We start from the raw sequence: 18823 nt of genomic DNA on the forward strand, positions 1-18823 counted from the left end.
TATGCAATAAATCAGGCAGCGCTTTGCAGCCGAAATGAACTTTTTATGGGAAATTTTACACATCCTTTATTTTCTCTTCTAAAAGCATAGAAGACGGAATGATTGGAAATAGTTAAGTTAAAAAGGTTAGGTGATCATCATCATGGATCAATATCAAGACTTTAAAAACACACTATCTTACCTCCGCTCTGAATTAAATCGGATCGAAACGATGGCTGGAACACTATCGACCATTGAAAACGAGCATTTTCACAGACTTACCAATTTTGACCATCGAGAGCTGGTCGATCTTGCAGTAGAAGAAAAAAATGCCGCACGCCAACTCGGAACGATCAAGCAAATGTGCTTGACGATGACTGAAAAAATTGAAGAGATAAAAAATGCGGTGGATCGTGATGAAGTTGGGGGGAGTGGCCGACGTGCTGAAATTCATTGAAAATTTTTTCCGCTCTGTCATTAACGAAACCGTGGACAAAGCGATTACAAGAGTGGTTAGAGACCAATATACTGAAAACCTGTATGAAATGATTCCGGGATCTCAGAAAGTTGGCATAACAAACCTTATGGAGATTGCCATGCGGGCAAAACAAGGCACAACGGTTCCACGCCCTCTCGGAAGCCCCATTCATTTTTCTCCATGGGAAAAAATTCTCTTTAATCCTGTTCATCTATTCCGTTTTCCGACTCCTGAAAATGTTGGAATCGATACTTCGGTTACAATCGGCCCACGGGCAAAAAAGCCGATGACAATATCGATTCCCATTATGATTGCCGGTATGTCTTTTGGCGGAGCATTGAGTAAAAGCACCAAAATTGCTTTGGCAAAAGCGGCCACCGCTGCCGGAACCGCAACCAACACGGGTGAAGCTGGTCTTCTTGAAGAAGAACGGGACGCAGCACAATGGCTGATCGGTCAATACAATCGCGGCGGCTGGTTAAACACTCCCGATAAATATAATCGTCTGGACGCCATTGAAATCCAATTAGGTCAAGGAGCGCAAGGGTCGGCTCCTCAACGGACAACAGCCAAAAATATCGGTCAAGAATTTTGCGAAGTTTTTGGCTTAGAGGACGGACAAGATGCGTTGATTCATTCCCGCCTTCCGGGCGTAAATTCGAAAGAAGATTTTATACAATTAGTTCGGCGTCTGCGTGATGAAACAGGCGTCCCGGTTGGTTTGAAAATTGCAGCAACCCATCACCTTGAAAAAGAATTGCAAATTGCGGTTGAAGCCGAAGTTGATTTCGTGACAGTTGATGGTGCGGAAGGCGGAACGCATGGGGGAGCCCCAACTTTACAGGACGATTTAGGATTGCCTACTCTCTTCGCCGTCGCAAGAACAGCCGAGTTTTTGGCCAGAAAAAGAGTTATCGGCGATATCAGCCTGATTGCTACGGGAGGATTAGTGACGCCCGGACAAATGCTGAAGGCAATCGCATTGGGGGCAGATGGTGTCTACATTGGTACAGCCGCTATTATGGCGCTTGTAAGTGATCAAATCGTCAAATCGGCGCCTTTTGAACCGCCAACAAGCCTTGTCGTTTATACGGGGAAATTGACGGACCGATTAAATGTTGACAATGCTGCGATGAACTTAGTTAAATATTTGAATGCATGCGTTCTCGAAATGGAACAAATCGCCATCACCCTCGGCAAAACCGCCATTAAAGATATTTCTAAATCGGACTTGTGCACGATCGACCCTTTTATCGCTAAAGCAACAGGGATTCAGCTTGGTCTTGTTGCGCCCGAACATCAAGATCTTTTCTTTGAAGAAACAAAACCTTTCTTTCAAACTTTTGAAGATCAAGCAGAAGGTGAACAAATGAACCTTCATTAAAAAGATCTAATCGAGCAATGAAATCGGAACGCAAGCCATTTTACCGGCGAGGATGTGCGAAAAGGCAGAGATTGTGAAATTCAAGGGCAAGTCCTAATGACCGTGTAAAATCTCACTTCCTGCCCAACGAACTTAGATTCCCGGAAAAAAAACCGCTTCCTTTTTACGCTAAGTTCAAAAGCCTTGGACTTCTTTATAGCCAAACCATTAGGAAAGCGGCTGCTCTTTTTTAAACAAAACAAGGAAATATTGTCTTTTCTTTTACATACCAAAATCCCACAGAATTCTTAAAGTATTTCTGCGGGATTATATATTAGATTTGATCTTTAAACTTCAAAGAAGTGCTTGTCGGGAATTGAAACAGCACCGTCTATAGTGCGATTTTTAAAATTGGTTTGATGGTGAACCCATTCTTGGAATCTTCAAAGGCTTTGTTAATATCGTCAAAATTGTAAAAACGGACTAATTTATCAAACGGGAACAGGCCTTTTTTATAATAATCAACCAATTCAGGGATGAACACTTGCGGCACTGCATCTCCCTCAATCACACCCATCATCGTTTTCCCTTCTGCCATCAGATCATTGTGGACATCGAGGGTCATTTCAGGTGTAACACCTACAATGGCAACTTGTCCAAGCGGACGCAATGCTTGAAGCGATTGGCGGACAACAACAGGTACACCGGTCGTTTCAACGGCATAATGAGTGCCGCCATTCGTAATCTCTTTAATGTTTTTCACAATATCGACTTCTTTGCTATTTAATGCAGCAGTAGCTCCTAATTCTTTCGCCATCTCCAAACGATTCGCATGAATATCAATAGCGATGATATGTTTGCATCCGACGATTTTGGCTGCCATAATCGCGCTTAACCCTACAGCCCCACAGCCATAGACGGCAATGGAAGAACCGAACTCCGGCTTCAATTTATTTAAAACCGTGCCAGCCCCCGTTTGAATTCCGCAGCCCAACGGTCCTAATAGAGAGATGTCGACCTCTTGATCCACTTTCACAACGTTTCTCTCATTTGCAATCGCATATGCGGAAAAAGAAGATTGGCCAAAAAACGTTGATATTCCTTTGCTATCCTGATGAATCCGATGATTTCCGTCTTCATCCGTTCCGCCGAAATTCAAATCATTAAAATTGACGCATGTCGAAGGATGACCGGTTAAACAGTTTTCACAATGGCCGCAGGAAGCATAAGAAATGACAACATGATCCCCCGGCTCCACAGTTTTTACACCTGATCCGACTTTTTCTACAATTCCGCTGCCTTCATGTCCTAAAACAACGGGAAACGGCGTCAACCCCATATCTCTCGCAACTGCATCCGTATGACAAACTCCGGAAGCCACCACTTTAACTAATACCTCATTCGCCTTTAATTCGGATAGCTCCACTTCTTCGATTTTAAAGTCTTCCCCTTTGGTATGAATCACTGCCGCTTTTGTTTTCATGAGAGTATCCCTCCTGTTCGTTTGTATGTATGCCCATCAAAAAAATTTTATGAGGCTTTGCCTTTAATATTGACAAGATGCTTGTCATTTATAATCGATCTCATGAAAAATTAACTTTTACATCTCACGCGAGACCCTGCTTCGGAAAAACACTCTTGAACGTACAAAAGAGCGGCAATTCCATAATAGCAAGTGTTTTTTTATGATTTGTTTTTAGGTGCTAATTCAACAGCCTGCCTGATGGCTTCAATCTGTTGTTCGGAAAATTTGTTCATGAACTTTAAAGTCATTTTTTTGCTTGTTATTCTCCTTTTTCCCTTGTAAGATTCTTTTACTCTTCCTGATATGAGCATTTCCTCTTTATACTTTCAATGAGCCTCAGGCCTTGCGCGAACCACATAAAAATATTCTCCTTCTATACATCTGGCAGAAAAAAGGGAGGCACTCGACATAAGCTCTTATCAACTTTTTATCAGCGGTAGTAAAATTTGTTCCATCTTCGGACAATGCTGCATCGCCATCTTTGCACCGTTGTTTCTATTATACCAAGACAGGAACAAATGTTCTGTTTTTTAAAACTTTTTTCCTTTCTTAATGAAGGCTGCTGAATCCTTAATAATCTTTTTTTGGATGTTGTCGTTCAGACAGCTGCTGCCAGCAATCAGCGACTCGTAATTCCTTAAAAAGAAAAAACAGCTGCAACTCAGAAAGAAATTCAGGTTGCAGCTGCTTTTTCAAAGGAAGAAGATCTCAAATCTTTTTATCCTTTCAAGTCAACAGTGTTTCCAAGATGAAGCTCAAGAGAGACGGCAGGCTGTGATCCTTTCAGCATTTCTGCAATGTTTTTCCCATTTTGTTCAGCCGTGTTCATGGCCAGCTTTAATACCGATAGACTTGCTTGCTGCTGAACATTTGATTGGCTAAATGCAACAGAGAGCGCAGCAACATCCATATGATCAACTCCAATTGAAAGTGTACTCCTTTTTATTATCGGCTGCTTTTACCAAATCTGAATTTTTAAGGAGAAAAAGCTTAATCTTTCAGTCCTCTTTTTATATAATATTGTTAAAAAAAGAAGGATGCGGTAAAAAGAATGGAAGAGGTAACATTAAAAACCATCTTGCAGGCTTTAAAAGAACATTCAGAGCATATCGACTCTCGGTTCGACCGGCCGGAAACGAGAATGGACGGCCTTGAATCGAGAATGGACAACTTAGAATCGAGAATGAACAGTTTGGAAAAAGAAATGTATTTTTTAAGAACAGACATGGAGAAGCGCTTTAGCCAACAAGAAAAAAGTAGAAGGCATTCGCGCTGACTTAACAGATGCACAAGAAACTCTCGACTTCGTCTCCACCAAAACTTTAAAGCATGACAAAAAACTTAGGCAATTATAGGTTTGTTTTCCCCATTGAGAGAGCAAAAGCATTATTGCCGAAAAATTTCACATGCTGCAGCCACACGAAAATTCACAGCAACTCTTCTTTCCTATCGATCTTTACAGAAATGTTTTTTAAAAAGAATCTTAGATTTTCGTATTAACCGATAAATCCTGTCAAATTTTTGACCATGAAAATTGCAGGCTGACTTTTATGACTACTTTCAGGAGAGCATTATCCCCCTTAGTTTCGCTTATGTCTTTTTAAAGTTTTTTCACAGTCATTACCGGCAATCCTTTATCAAAATCAACTCGATACTCAAATTGATGGCTATTAATAATAGTATTAGGATTACGTTTATGTTTTTCTTTTTTATCCATTGTACTTGTTCCATTACAAATTTAAACATTTCTAAAAAATCAGCATTTAAACCATGTGTGGTTGAATGAAATATTTTATGATCAACCTTTGATTGGTCAATCAAATAAAAATTTGTTTGACCCAAACCTTTGCAAAAATTCTCTTTTTCTTTGATTGATACTAAATTATCGTCAGTACCTAAAAAAGAATAAATTTGCGCATTATTTATGAATCCTTTATATAAATTTGATAATGTTAAGATATTTTGTCTTTGACCAATTCTTTTGCTAAATAGGAGAATTCGATGTTTAAAGTCAATTTACCATAATATTTATGAAGAAAACGGTTTGTATATAAATACTCAGGCTTCATCCAAGCAGAATTATCAATAATGAAAGTAAATTCATTTGGCGCCATACGATTACACAGATAAGCTAAATAAGCCCCGTGTGAATGTCCATATGCAATGACCTTATTGACATTATATTTTAATTGATTGTCATTTAAAATAATTTTTACAGCAAATAATGCAGTCAATAAATCCAATGCCTGCATGAAACCCATATCATTAAAATTTTCAATATTTTCATCTAACAATTCATGAAAAGGCAGTGATATTGGATATTTAGCAAGAATTGTAATAAATTCTTCAAAATTTTGAATGGATTTTAATTTCATTAAATCAACATCTTCAATAACATCTTTAAAATCTGTAAGTGAAAAATTTAATTTCACTCTCTTAGAATCCTGCATAAACTCGCTTCCAAAATAATCGCATTGTATCGTAATCAAATTATATTGATCAGCAAATTGCTGTCTCATTTTTTTATAAACATTAGATTGACTATTTGCGCCAAATCCAGGTATAAGTATTAATAATCCTGTATCTTCATTTACGCCAGTTTCAGGTTCCGAGAAGTATATATTAAGTTGTCTTCCTTTGTTGTTTCCTGTATAAATGCTGGGATGAGCAGGAATTTTCAATTGGGTTCTTAGCCATTTTTTCACCCAATTTCTTCGTTTAATAAATATTTCTTCTCACCACTTCGATAACATCCCTTACATCCTCATCTGACATTCTAGGGAAAATCGGCAATGTTAACGCTTGTTCATACCATTGCTCCGCTTTTGGGCAAATCCCTCTTTGATATCCTAACTTCTGGTAGTATGGATGCCAATAGACAGGAATGTAGTGAACGTGGACGCCAATATTTTCGGCGCGAATATTTTCAAAAATCTCCCTTCGGCTCCTTGCCAGCCTATCCAGTTTTAATTGCAGCATATATAAATGCCAGCCTGATTTCGTTCCTTCAAGCTGCTTTGGCAAGACAACACAATCCAGATCTTTAAAAGCTTCATTGTACATGTTGGCAATTTCCCGGCGACGCTTAATAAAACGATCCAACTTGTCCATTTGTGAAATCCCTAACGCGGCTTGTATATCTGTCATACGATAGTTGAAGCCTAAATCAATCATTTCATAATACCATGGACCTTCATCCCTTGATAAATTTTGATTAATGATGCCGTGGGAACGAAAACGTTTTAGTTTTTCGTAATATTCCTCGGAATCGGTGACAATGATTCCACCCTCTGCAGTCGTAACCGGTTTTACAGGATGAAAGCTAAACATGGTCATATCCGCAAGTGTTCCCACTTTTCGACCTTTATACATTGCTCCGAGGGAATGAGCACCATCCTCGATCACCACAAGCCCAAATTCATCAGCTATCTCCATAATGGCATCCATATCAGCCGGCTGGCCGGTAAAATCAACCGGGATAATTGCCTTCGTATTCGCTGTAATCTGTTTTCGTATTTCTTTAGGATCAATATTGTATGTCCGTTCATCTATATCAGAGAAGACAGGCTTTCCCCCACAATAAAGAACTGCGTTTGAAGTAGCTGCAAACGTTATCGGGGTTGTTATGACTTCATCTCCCTCGCTGATCCCGGCAGCAAAACAGGCTCCATGAAGAGCCGCTGTTCCATTCGAAAAAGCAACGGCATATTTCGCTCCAACATAATCGGCTACTTTTCGTTCAAACTCTTCAATTTTTGGTCCTTGCGTTAAAAAAGGCGATTTTAGCACAGTTACGACCGCTTCGATATCTTCATCCGTAATCCATTGTCGTCCGTAGGAAAGGAAAGATTCCCTTTTTTTCATTGTTCCACCTTCATTTACAACAATATGTCCCAACTTAATGGGGTTCCTTTTTTGACGTCTTTTTTAATTGTTTTGCCAAGAACTATATCATAATATTTTGGTGGCAATCCATGTCCAGGACGAATCGCGCGAACATTCTCTTTGGTGATGGTATCCCCTGCCTTTAAATCCTCTGTAACATAAAGAGAACGTCGATGTTCAAGGGAAGGCTTTTCCGCATTTGTAGGGCCGTAATGAACAACACCTAAGCTAAGCCAAGCTCGTTCCGTTTCTGCAACAAGCATTTTCATTTCATGGGGCTCCAGCGAAAAAGCAGCATCTACTCCTCCTTCTGCACGGGAAGTGGTGAAATGTTTTTCAATTACCGTTGCACCAAGAGCTACTGCTGCCACTGCTGCCCCAATGCCCATCGTATGATCAGACAAGCCGACTTCAACTCCAAACAATTCCCGCATATGAGAGATCGTTGCAAGATTTGAGTTTTCTGGTGTTGCCGGATATGTACTTGTACATTTCAATAATATTATTTGGTCATTGCCTTCTGAACGAACAGCTTGAACTGCTTCATCCAATTCCGCAACAGTAGCCATTCCAGTCGAAATAATGACAGGTTTTCCTGTAGAAGCCACTTTTTTAATTAACGGTATATCTATATTTTCAAATGAAGCAATTTTATAAGCCGGCACATTTAATGTTTCTAAAAAATCAACTGCTGTTTCATCAAAAGGGGAACTGAAAGCAAGCAATCCGTGCTTTTTGCAACGTTCAAAGATCGCTTCATGCCATTCCCACGGCGTGTATGCTTCTTTATACAGGTTATATAATGATTGACCTTTCCAAATATTTGTCTCACTTTCAATAAAAAATTCGCCTGTATGAATATCTAAAGTCATTGTATCAGGGGTGTATGTTTGCAGTTTTACCGCATCAACACCAGCTTCCGCCGCAAGATCAACGATTTTTAAGGCTCTTTCTAAAGATTGATTATGATTCCCTGACATTTCCGCAATAATAAAAGGCTTTTGACTTGAACCAATCAGACGATTGCCTATTTTAATATCCTTACTCAAGATGTTATCCCTCCAAAATAGCCTGAACAACGGGATGTATAGTATTTTTGTCCCGATATCCGAACAACTCAAAAGCTTTCCTTCTCATCGATGCAAGCTGACGAGGATGGGAAATCGCTTCAATCAATATATCGGCATAATCAGATACACTTACATCTTCGTGCCAGCCAAGATTCCATATTGCTCCATACTCTGCAACGTCTGCTGTTGATTGTCTTTGGTTATCCGCAACAACCGTAACAATGGAAGGGAGTCCAAGAAAGCATCGCTCCAACATTGTTACACCACCTGCACCAAATGATAAATCAGCTTTTTTCATTAAGTCGGCAATATAATCGATTTGGCAATGAAAATTCAGATTAAAATCAAGACACATTTTTTTTATTTGTAAACGATTTGGATTGGCACTGCCGACCACAACATCTATTTCCATATCATTAAGTGGTAATCTTTGCAATGCACACAAAACTTTCTCCGTTTCATTTGTCGGATCGCTTCCGCCAAAAAAAATCAAAAGGCGTTGAACAATACCGCTCCAACTTTTTAATGATTTTTTTGCTTTATAAAACTCGGATCGCAAAATCAAATATTTTGGCCCTAAAAAAAGTTTACAATCTGAAGGTACAAGACCTATATAGCGGTGTTCATAATTTTTATAGTAATTTTGATCTAACAGTAAATGGCAATCGTGAGGACGGTTGGCTAAATCGTCAATCACCATCACTTTGTGAACATATTGTTGGACATGTTTCTCCCATTGTTGATCCAGCTGGTAGTGATCCACAATACACCAATCAATATGCATTTTCATTTGACGAATCACTTCAATTGTTAAATGAACATCCTTTTCTTGCGCAAAACTTGAATCATGTATAATGGGAAATACATCAAATCCTTTGTTTTTGACATATTCGCATAAATCCCCCAACCCGGCTCTCATTACAAATCCAACATAGCACCCTGTTTCACGCAGCATTTCTGCAAAAGTTAAGCACCGCATAACATGACCTGTACCTATCTTAACCGACGAATCAACACGGATTAAAATATTCATATAAATTCACCAGCAATGAATGTGTTAACACACTCTCTTTTTAATATTTAATCTTTTAGAGCGTTGACCAGTTTAGGTTCTATATGCCCTAATTTTCCATCTAAATATTGGTCAACAATATCATTATTGAAAGTCTGATAAATCAATCGTAAATGCTGTGGTGTCCAATCCGTTCCAACAAATAATTTGCCACTTGTTTTTTGGGGTACATATTGTGGTATTACTCCTTTGCGTAATCTTTTTAATATTTCTACTAGATCTTGTGCTGCTTTTATAACTGCTTTACAAGCCACATCATGAATACCATCGCCATATTCTAGTTCGGGAACAGAATGGTGAATAATGTCCCCTCCATCAAGTTTGGAAGTTAAACGATGTATGGTCATCCCCGCCCAGTTTGGCCTTAACATATAAAAAGGCCAAAAAAGTGTTATATTTCCCCGATACCATGGAGAGAGGCCGCCGTGTATATTCCATGCAAAATCCGGCAATAGATCAATAATATGATCATCGATTTTATGTACTCCATATGTTAACACAACATCTGGTTTTTGACCTACCAGCCATTGAAGCATTTGTTCACCATTAAATTCAGATTTTTTCACTTTTAATGTCGGGATATCTTTAAAAACTTTCAAATGACGGCCAAAATAAGCCTGTTCAGCCTTCTCGCGATCATGAAAATGACGGATAAAATTTTCTCGGTCAATGGGCTCTAATTCTTTCGGCGGAACAGGCATAAAGGCCTCTCGTTCCTCAATCAAATGTCCATGAAGCAAATCGTTTTCTAATAATGTATTGGCAATAAAATAATGGCGTGGATGCGAACCTGACAGAAGTACTATTTTCATTCAAATAAACTCCTTTTTTCATAATATGGTCCTTTGAGTAAACCTTTTTCTTTTAATAACTTAATAGCATTCATTAAGTTATCGAGATGAATACCAGACAACTGAGCAATATCCAATAATGAATGTTCTCCATCTGAATAATTTAGCATAGTTAAAATAGCATTTAATTGTTTTCTATTATCTATTTTTTGGTTGTTCGATGCATTTCCATTCAAAGGTGTATTTATATCAGGATAAAGACCGTGTTTATCTAATTTCACTTCTCCAAACGGATTTGTATTAATATAGTAACCATCCCACTCTTGGATTTTTAAAATTTTTTCTATTTCGTTAACACTGTCTATTAATTTTTCAATTGTCATTACTTCTTTTGTATCAAGGGAATTATGGTATCCCTTATATTGTCCATAAACCATTCTTGCAAATTGTCCTACTGGCAGATTAAAGCCCGGAGAACAATATTGTCTTTCATCCGAGCCATGTGTTGGTGTAAAAGGTCTGACAATCAGTTCCATTTCCCCAGTTGATATTAAGTAGTCTACTATTTTATTAATGGGAGCCTTTTTATTTCTGGAACGTTTAAAACTTAAAGGATAATTTTTTCCGCCTAGACATGTTAAAACAAATCCTGAATACACATTTTTGCGCAAATGTTCGCCGAAACGATGTAAATACGCAATCGATCCAATCGTTTCTGGCACAAAGACAAAACGATAAGTAAATTTTCTATCTCGATATTCTTTCATCCGATTATATAAAAATGCAGCAACGATTGGTCCGCTTAGTTCATTGTTGGCCATCGATGGGTGGCAAATATATGTACTTATTAATATCTCTTTGCTCGATTGCCCAGGTAAAATAGCGTGGGCATAATTCAGCTCTCCATCTTTAAGTTCGCTATCGATAAAAGCATGATAGGTTCCTTCTTTCAAACTTTTGAATTGATTATAACTCATACAAAATCCCCATCGTTCTTTATAATACGATGTCACATACGGAATCGCGTCTGGAAGATGCGGAATCGTGTGAATAAATGGTTTCAATTCTTCTAAAGACATTTTTTTATTGACAGGAACGCTGTAATTCAAAACATGAAGATTATGATTTTTCATATTAATGATTTCATTGCCATCTTCATCCTTGATCCATGCTTCTCTAATAACCCATTCTTTCGGAATTTCCCAATCAAAAACTTTCGTGCCAGTTTTAACAGAAAACATTTCCAAAGGAATAAACTTTTTTAAAATATTAATCGTTTTCCTAACCCCTTCACCAGTTATGCTCCGGCTTATGGGGAAAAGTTCGTCAAATAACTGATCCATTAATTCAAATTCATTTTTCATTCTATACGTCCTTTCATAGTGTGAGAGAAAATTCCCTTAAACCATTTTTTTACGTCAAAAAGTCCCCTTAATGTCTATTTAAACAACCGGTTTTTGTTGGATATGTTTGTTTAAACTTGCGATTTCAGGATGCTTTATTAAAAACTGTATGACATCAACACTAGAAATGAGCGGGTCTTTAAAATAATCAGCAACCGCTTTGCAAAGAGCGTAATCTTCCTCTGTATCCAGAGTAATTCTTAACTCTGGATGCCGCCGAGTAACCGGTACTGAATAGGAAGCACGTTGAAACTCTTCTTTAAATTCGTAAGCATAATAGGTTACGTGTTCGCGATGGCGAGGTTCATGACCATGCCGGTGAATATACTGCAAAGCCTGATAAGAGATTAATTCAACAGCCAATCCCCTTGGCAATTCCCCATCTAAATCAATAATATCGACTTTTTCCTGTTTCATTAGTTCTACCATTTCACTAGCCATTTCAAAGTCAACAAACGGACAATCCGCTGTAACACGCATCACATAGTCAGGTTCATAAACTTTCGCACATTGGACGTAACGATCTAACACGTCCTCCTCCGATCCTCGGAAAAATGAAACTCCATGGTGCTTACACCAATCTTCTACTTGGTCATCCTGAGATAAAGCAGAAGTTGCAACAATGACATCACTCACACTCTTTATTTTATTGCAGCGTTCCACAACATATGTAAGAACATCATGCTCGCCCAATGGTTTTAAAATTTTCCCGGGCAAACGGGAGGAACCCATTCGGGCTTGGATGATGATTAAAGTTTTCATAGCTCTCCTTCTCTCATTCTTCAAATTGACCGATATATTTTTTGTATTTTTCCTTGTGCTTCTCCCAAGTGCTGCTTAGCATCTCATAAATATATACATCATGAAACTTATTATATTTGAAAATATGATCTTTATAATAACCTATCTCTCTGCATCCGTGCATCAGATGAATTTTGCGAACATTCACATTTTCTCCCATAACTTCCCCTAATAACTTATGAAGTTTTAATTGTTTAAAGGCATAATTATATATATAAGGGCCTACCATTGCCCCCACCATATTAAATTTTTCTTCTCCAATGTAGTAAGCCCAATAAGCCCGTTGATGAAACAAGTCTATATTATTAAGTGATACAAGTCCGATCAATTCTCCTTTTGCTTTAATAACCCAGTATTTGCTTGTTTCATCATTTGAAATTTTTTCAAACCATTTTTTTTGGTTTTCGATACTATATTCAATATCAGTAAACATATATCGCGTTACATGTTCACTTGTCCGCCACTTTAAAATCCGTTCTAAATGTTCTTCTTTTACTTTTATAAACTCCAATTGCTCCACCCCATTACTGCAGATCAATTTCTCTTGTCAAGTACGTCAATAAGTAATATCCGTCCCATACTTCGAGAAAATCCAGTGCTTTGCCAATGGGTACAATCCGATCAATTCCACGGCCTTTCAGAGAATAGATGAATGCCGTTAATTCTTCTTTGGAAAAACCAAAATAGGATAACGTCTGATCTTTATCGATAATAATATCCGCCATATCTAATAAAGAAGGAAAAGTCATCTCTAAAAATAATCCACCACCGCAATGCATTTCTCTTGCAAGCTGATCTACCTTATTCACTTCAACACGGAGAGGGATATCTAAACAAGCAGAAGATACCGCCTTAGCATAAGATTGAGCGCCATAATAGAAGGCCGTTGTTAAGCGCGTCATATGCAAAGCTGAAGGCAATTCATATTGTTCTTGTTCAATTTTTTGTTGTACCTTTTCCCAAAAACGCTGTTTTGCCGCTTCGACTTGATCATTTTCGCCAATCCAACAAACCAGCCTTGGTGAAGAACAAGCTCTTTGCTGAAACCAAAAAGCATCATTATAAAAGTGATGAATAAGCTGGGAAAACGCTTCTTCATCAAGACAGTTTACCTTATCCGCTGACAGCACAACACTGGAAAAACGATCAGGAAAGACAATTTCTGTCGCAATTGCCGGGAGCGGAATGGAACGGATTGTCGCAATCGTCTCATCTCCTCCCCAAATAACACGAAGATGGCACATACTTGACAAATATCGTGTTATTTCCGTATCGTGGGCATAACTGATGACAAACGTTCGCTCTTGTATTGGTTCATACTGCTTTTGTTTTAATATAGACCGGATAATCTCTAACAAAATACGAATCTGCTCATTTTGCTTTTGCGATAAACGAATTATATTGATATTTCCAACAAGCATAGATAATACCCATGAATAAAGAAAAATCGAATCGACATTTGAAGGAGCAAAATGAAGAACAATTCCTCTTGGCAACAATATCTTCCCTTCATGCCGCGTTTCAAACTCTTTCTGAATCCGAACAAGATTGCTTTTCCGCAGCCAATAAGCAGTAGCGATTAACTCTGGATACTTTCGCATTGTTTTATCTTTTAAAATTTTACTAGAAATCTCTTGTAAAAATTTGATCACGAGGGGAGAAAAAAGTGAAAGCGGGCGCTGTGATGTCAATTTTTCCACATACTGCTTCCATTCTTCTTGTTTTAACGCCGGAATTAAGCAGTTCACACCTTCACCTCATTTCTTGCATAAGCATGAGTATCACTGCAACCGCGAAGCTCTGCTTTCGGAATCCGCCCTTCCACCACAAAATATTTTCCTTTCCTCCCACACAAGCAATCATCTTCCCCAATAATCTTTCCCACATCTTCCGTCAACAAGCTATGTCCCGGGTAACTTTTCGGCAACACACTTAAAACTTGTATAATTCCTTTCTCCCCGATCGGTAATGGCACCAATGTTTCCATATCTCGAACGATAACGTCGGCAAAATCAGGAGTATGTAAAAAGCCTTTTTCACATTCCATAAAAATGGAGCCGACTTGCTCCACCATACCATAATAATTATGAACAGATGAAATGCGAAATTGCTCATATAATGCTTCCTTAAACTCTTCGTTGCCTACGGCTTCTTCTTTCAACTTTTTCCAGCCGCCGCCGTGGATTAAAAGACTTTCCTTTAAAGGTAATGTAATCCTTTTTTGTTTAGCTGCTTTATAAAAATACTGCCAAATCATAAACGTAAAGCCAAATAAAAGTATTTTCTCCCCCTGATGCTTCTCTAAAAATTCGTGTAATCCATCCCAATCAACATTCATTTCATCATCTAATAAATAGAAATGATTTCTTCCAAAATTGGAGAAACCAACAATCCCAGCTCCTCGAGCGCTAAAAGCCTTACGATCTTTAATGACATTTTTCGTATCAATAATAATCATTGGCAATCGTTTTTTTCCGATAAAAGAAGATACAATCGAAATCAGCGCTTTTGATTGCAACAGAGATGTCTCCCGATCAATAAAGATTTTAGAAACTTGTTGAGAGGTCGTTCCACTAGAAGTTAATGTTTTAATAATCTCTTCATTTGCTACGGAATATAAATCAAGTATTTTAAATAATTGAACAGGCAAATACGGAACTTCCTCTAAAGTATTAACTTTTTTTGGAAAAGGAACATTTTTTAAAATATTTGCATAGGCATCACAATTTTGTGTATGAAAATCGGTTAACTGATTCAATTCATTAACAAGAATTGATTGTTTTTGTATTTTCTCTAATTTATAGGGGTTTTGAGAAAATATCTCACTCATCACATCAAATCCTTTAATTCAGAATAATTGATTTTTCCATTAGCCAAACGCGGCAAATCAGGAACGCTTTTGACAGTAAAAGCCGAAGGGTGAAGTTTATACAAGTCGCGAATATATAATTTAATTTCCTCTATTTTTGCGGCTTCCTCTGTAACGACGCATAATTTGTCATCATCACCTACGCAAGCCACATGAATGAAAAAATTTTGTTCGATTTGTTTTTCAATCTCATCCAAATTCAGACGCAAGCCAAATAACTTAATAAATCTTTTCATGCGCCCTTTTATATAAAAATAACCATCTTCATCCATTGCAGCGATATCTCCAGTATGCAACTTTCCAAAAAGCTCGTCTCCTTTTGCTAAATCGCTGTGCGAATGGGCATATCCTAACATCACATTAGGACCTTCGTAGATTAATTCAGACGTTTCAGCGTCTAAAGAAAGCTTTCCATTTGGTATCGGTATTCCAATCGAACTTTCTTTCTCGCTTAACCGCTCTGGGGGCACATAGCTGATACGTGCTGTTGCTTCTGTTTGCCCATACATCAAGTAAAAACGCCACCCCTTTTCTTTAGCTACATCATTAAAGTAACGAACTAAATTCGGTGAAAGCCGCCCTCCTGCTTGAGTGAAATAACGTAAAGACGGTAAGTCCATTCTATCAAAACGCAAACGATGCAACATTTGGTAAATATATGGAACACCCGCCAACGAGGTCGCTTTATTTTCCTTAAAAAAAATCCAAAAATCTTTCGACAAAATCGAATCATCTGTTAATAACAATGTTCCTCCAGAAAGCAAATGACTGTTAATGACTGATAAGCCATACGAATATTGCATCGGCAACGTCGTAATCGCTCTTTCCGTTTCGTTAAGCTTTAAATAGGATGCAATCGACTCAGCATTTGATTGAAGATTGTGATAAGAAAGCCGTACAAACTTGGAACTTCCCGTAGTTCCGGATGTACTCAACAACAATGCCAACTCCGGATAAATCTCAATCGCATCACTAGGGGAAACCCGGCTCCAAATGGCATAACCGTCACTTTCATAATACAATCTATAACCTTGATATCCTTGCATAGTTTTGCTTGTAAAGATCCAATCTGGTGCATATTGCACAATAATATTTTTTAGCAACCTGTCATTGATTTGTTCATCTAACAGCATTAAAGCATCGTTTAACTGGAGTCCAGCAACATAAGCAGTCATTGTTGTAATACGATTAGAGCATAAAATTACTCCTAATTGCTTTTGCCTCATCCTCGGCAGCTTTTCTTTAAATGACTCAACTTTATATTTAAATTGTCCATAAGTAACAGCAGCCAATGAATGTTCTATCAGAGCAATTTGATCATCATTATGTGGTAACTTCCAAAATGGAATCACTTTTTACACTTCCTTTATCGATTACACTATTAGTATCGGACAAATTCGTTTTTTTTCGATAAAAAAAGTACTTACCACATTATTTGGCTAAGTACTTTTATAATTTATACCACCATTCCACCATCCACACTGATAATTTGACTGGTTATATAAGAAGATAAATCGGAAGCAAGGAGAAATGGATTGATCTTTTTTCAGCTAATAAGTCCTTTTATTGGTGGTGAAAATTTAAAGTATAGAATGTGCCAATAAAAAATCCCCCCAAACAAAATGGTTATGATTACCTTTATATTTTTATTTTCCACCTCTTTCTTCCCTTGGTATTTTTTATTTGACATAGTTTCGATAATTTTTGTGCACTCTGTAAGTTTTAATATCAAATGTTCAATAAAAATTCTTTCAATGCCTCACGCCAATGTCTTAACATTGGAAACCCATTCACCTTCATTGCAAAGTTGTCTAATACAGAGAATTTCGGCCGTGCAGCTGGTCTAGGAAATTGTTCTGTTGTGATTGGCAGAACCTTGACATCAATATTGCTTTCTTCAAAAATTGCTTTCGCAAACTCAAACCAAGAACAAGATCCACTGTTGGTACAATGATAGATTCCATACTTCTCTGTTCGAACTAGTTTAACAATAAAATGCGCCAAGTCGACCGTATATGTCGGAGAGCCAATTTGATCATGGACAATACCGATTTCCTCTTTTTCTTTCGCAAGACGAAGCATCGTTTTTACGAAATTCGTTCCAAACTCACCGTACACCCATGCTGTTCTTACGATAAAATATCGAGTGCACAACGATTTGGTTAACTCCTCACCGGCGAATTTAGACTTTCCGTATACTCCTAGAGGATTCGTTTGATCATATTCCCGATAAGCAACCATTGAATTACCGTCAAATACATAATCTGTACTAATGTAACAAATTTTCGCTCCTACCTTTTCCGCAGCAATGGCCAAGTTCCTTTGTCCAAAGGCATTAACTAAAAAAGCTCTTTCTTCCTCCGCTTCTGCTTGATCAACTTTGGTATAGGCAGCTGCGTTTATAATGATGTCAGGGTTAATGTTTGTTATAACTTCGTTGACGATGATTTCATTCGTAATATCCAATTCAGATTTTGTAAATGGATATAATTTCTCACTCGTTTGCTCCAGTTGGCGTACAAGCTCTTGCCCTAACTGCCCGTTTGCCCCAGTGACAACAATCTTCATTGCGATCTCCCTAACTTTTGTCCATATTGTCTTTTATAATATTCTTTATATTCACCTGATACAATGTTTTCCCACCAAGAACGGTTTTCTAAATACCAGTCAATCGTTTTCTTTAATCCTTCTTCAAACGTATATTTCGGCTGCCATCCCAATTCCTCACGAATTTTTGTCGCATCTATGGCGTAGCGCCGGTCGTGACCAAGGCGATCATCAACAAATGTAATGAGCGATTCCGGCTTATTTAAGTATCGCAAAATCGCTTTTACTACTTCAATATTTGTCCGCTCATTATTCCCGCCAATATTGTATACTTCTCCATTTCGCCCCTTATGCAATACTAAATCAATTGCAGAACAATGATCTTCCACATGAAGCCAGTCACGAACATTCAATCCATCGCCATAAACAGGGAGAGGCCTATCGTTTAACGCATTAATTATCATTAATGGAATTAATTTTTCCGGAAAATGATATGAACCATAATTGTTAGAACATCTTGTAATATTCACTGGTAATCCATATGTCTCATGGTACGCCCGCACTAAAAGATCGGCTCCTGCCTTGCTCGCACTGTACGGACTGTTTGGGGCCAGTGGTGTTGTTTCTGTAAAATACCCTGTTTCTCCTAATGTTCCGTATACTTCATCGGTGGAAATTTGGACATATTTTCTGACACCATACTTTTTCGCTGCATCTAACAAAACATGAGTGCCTTGAACATTTGTTTTTACAAATATCCCTGGATCAGCAATACTCCGGTCAACATGCGACTCAGCAGCAAAATTCACAACTGCATCAATGCCTTCTGCAAACAACGACTCGATCAATTCCCTATCTGTAATGTCGCCTTTTACAAATCGATAATTCGCCTCATTCTCAACGTCTTTGACATTTTCCAAATTTCCCGCATATGTTAGAGCATCTAGATTAATGATTTGATAGTTTGAATACTTTCGAACCATGTAATGAACAAAATTACTGCCAATAAAACCTGCCCCACCTGTTATTAATACTTTCAT

Annotated in this window: 18 protein-coding genes; 3 read left to right on the forward strand and 15 right to left on the reverse strand. The window is 38.0% G+C overall.

Translation table 11 applies throughout. From position 1 onward, the window contains the following. Positions 1 to 142: 142 nt before the first annotated feature. Positions 143 to 436 (forward strand): hypothetical protein, encoded by a 294-nt coding sequence (locus tag AC0KTX_RS06790; RefSeq protein WP_474251461.1) that lies wholly within the window; start codon positions 143 to 145, stop codon positions 434 to 436. Beyond that, positions 420 to 1841, forward strand: coding sequence for an FMN-binding glutamate synthase family protein (locus tag AC0KTX_RS06795; protein ID WP_474251462.1), 1422 nt, complete (start codon positions 420 to 422; stop codon positions 1839 to 1841). Before AC0KTX_RS06790 ends, AC0KTX_RS06795 begins: the two co-directional genes overlap by 17 nt. 370 nt (positions 1842 to 2211) lie before the next feature. Here AC0KTX_RS06795 and AC0KTX_RS06800 read toward each other — a convergent pair whose 3' ends face one another. Further along, a complete protein-coding gene (locus AC0KTX_RS06800) occupies positions 2212 to 3303 on the reverse strand; it encodes an NAD(P)-dependent alcohol dehydrogenase (protein WP_474251463.1) in 1092 nt (363 codons plus the stop codon). Positions 3304 to 4063: 760 nt separating this feature from the next. Then, positions 4064 to 4255: a YjfB family protein gene (locus AC0KTX_RS06805; protein WP_474251464.1), complete on the reverse strand. Its 192-nt coding sequence runs from the start codon at positions 4253 to 4255 to the stop codon at positions 4064 to 4066. Positions 4256 to 4396: 141 nt separating this feature from the next. On the opposite strand from AC0KTX_RS06805, the gene AC0KTX_RS06810 reads away from it, so the two are divergent. Further along, the gene (locus AC0KTX_RS06810) at positions 4397 to 4621 is read left to right on the forward strand and encodes a hypothetical protein (protein WP_474251465.1); all 225 of its coding nucleotides are present in this window, start codon (positions 4397 to 4399) and stop codon (positions 4619 to 4621) included. Positions 4622 to 5297: 676 nt separating this feature from the next. On the opposite strand, the gene AC0KTX_RS06815 is transcribed toward AC0KTX_RS06810, so the two are convergent. The 13 genes from AC0KTX_RS06815 to rfbB form a co-directional block, all read right to left on the reverse strand. Then, a complete protein-coding gene (locus AC0KTX_RS06815) occupies positions 5298 to 6050 on the reverse strand; it encodes a DUF2920 family protein (RefSeq protein ID WP_474251466.1) in 753 nt (250 codons plus the stop codon). A gap of 13 nt (positions 6051 to 6063) precedes the next feature. After that, on the reverse strand, positions 6064 to 7209 hold the full coding sequence (gene pseC, locus AC0KTX_RS06820) for a UDP-4-amino-4,6-dideoxy-N-acetyl-beta-L-altrosamine transaminase (protein WP_474251467.1): 1146 nt from the start codon (positions 7207 to 7209) through the stop codon (positions 6064 to 6066). 14 nt (positions 7210 to 7223) lie between these two features. Continuing rightward, positions 7224 to 8279, reverse strand: a complete 1056-nt coding sequence (pseI, locus tag AC0KTX_RS06825; RefSeq protein WP_474251468.1) for a pseudaminic acid synthase — start codon at positions 8277 to 8279, stop codon at positions 7224 to 7226. A 4-nt stretch (positions 8280 to 8283) separates the two neighbouring features. Continuing rightward, a complete protein-coding gene (gene pseG / locus AC0KTX_RS06830) occupies positions 8284 to 9333 on the reverse strand; it encodes a UDP-2,4-diacetamido-2,4,6-trideoxy-beta-L-altropyranose hydrolase (RefSeq protein ID WP_474251469.1) in 1050 nt (349 codons plus the stop codon). A 47-nt stretch (positions 9334 to 9380) separates the two neighbouring features. After that, positions 9381 to 10184: a formyl transferase gene (locus tag AC0KTX_RS06835; protein WP_474251470.1), complete on the reverse strand. Its 804-nt coding sequence runs from the start codon at positions 10182 to 10184 to the stop codon at positions 9381 to 9383. Beyond that, positions 10181 to 11527: a DUF4910 domain-containing protein gene (locus AC0KTX_RS06840; protein WP_474251471.1), complete on the reverse strand. Its 1347-nt coding sequence runs from the start codon at positions 11525 to 11527 to the stop codon at positions 10181 to 10183. Before AC0KTX_RS06840 ends, AC0KTX_RS06835 begins: the two co-directional genes overlap by 4 nt. Before the next feature lie 78 nt (positions 11528 to 11605). Further along, complete coding sequence (locus tag AC0KTX_RS06845; protein WP_474251472.1) at positions 11606 to 12328, reverse strand: cytidylyltransferase domain-containing protein; 723 nt, start codon at positions 12326 to 12328, stop codon at positions 11606 to 11608. Between the two features lie 13 nt (positions 12329 to 12341). Next, a complete protein-coding gene (gene pseH, locus AC0KTX_RS06850; protein WP_474251473.1) occupies positions 12342 to 12878 on the reverse strand; it encodes a UDP-4-amino-4,6-dideoxy-N-acetyl-beta-L-altrosamine N-acetyltransferase in 537 nt (178 codons plus the stop codon). 13 nt (positions 12879 to 12891) lie between these two features. Further along, positions 12892 to 14115 (reverse strand): acyl-CoA reductase, encoded by a 1224-nt coding sequence (locus AC0KTX_RS06855; RefSeq protein ID WP_474251474.1) that lies wholly within the window; start codon positions 14113 to 14115, stop codon positions 12892 to 12894. After that, positions 14112 to 15197: a LuxE/PaaK family acyltransferase gene (locus AC0KTX_RS06860; RefSeq protein ID WP_474251475.1), complete on the reverse strand. Its 1086-nt coding sequence runs from the start codon at positions 15195 to 15197 to the stop codon at positions 14112 to 14114. The genes AC0KTX_RS06855 and AC0KTX_RS06860 overlap by 4 nt, the downstream gene beginning before the upstream one ends. Continuing rightward, the gene (locus tag AC0KTX_RS06865) at positions 15197 to 16588 is read right to left on the reverse strand and encodes an AMP-binding protein (protein ID WP_474251476.1); all 1392 of its coding nucleotides are present in this window, start codon (positions 16586 to 16588) and stop codon (positions 15197 to 15199) included. The genes AC0KTX_RS06860 and AC0KTX_RS06865 overlap by 1 nt, the downstream gene beginning before the upstream one ends. 376 nt (positions 16589 to 16964) lie before the next feature. After that, the gene (gene rfbD, locus AC0KTX_RS06870) at positions 16965 to 17804 is read right to left on the reverse strand and encodes a dTDP-4-dehydrorhamnose reductase (RefSeq protein WP_474251477.1); all 840 of its coding nucleotides are present in this window, start codon (positions 17802 to 17804) and stop codon (positions 16965 to 16967) included. Beyond that, complete coding sequence (gene rfbB / locus AC0KTX_RS06875) at positions 17801 to 18823, reverse strand: dTDP-glucose 4,6-dehydratase (protein ID WP_474251478.1); 1023 nt, start codon at positions 18821 to 18823, stop codon at positions 17801 to 17803. The genes rfbD and rfbB overlap by 4 nt, the downstream gene beginning before the upstream one ends.

The organism is Aeribacillus sp. JST-2, from assembly GCF_056032925.1.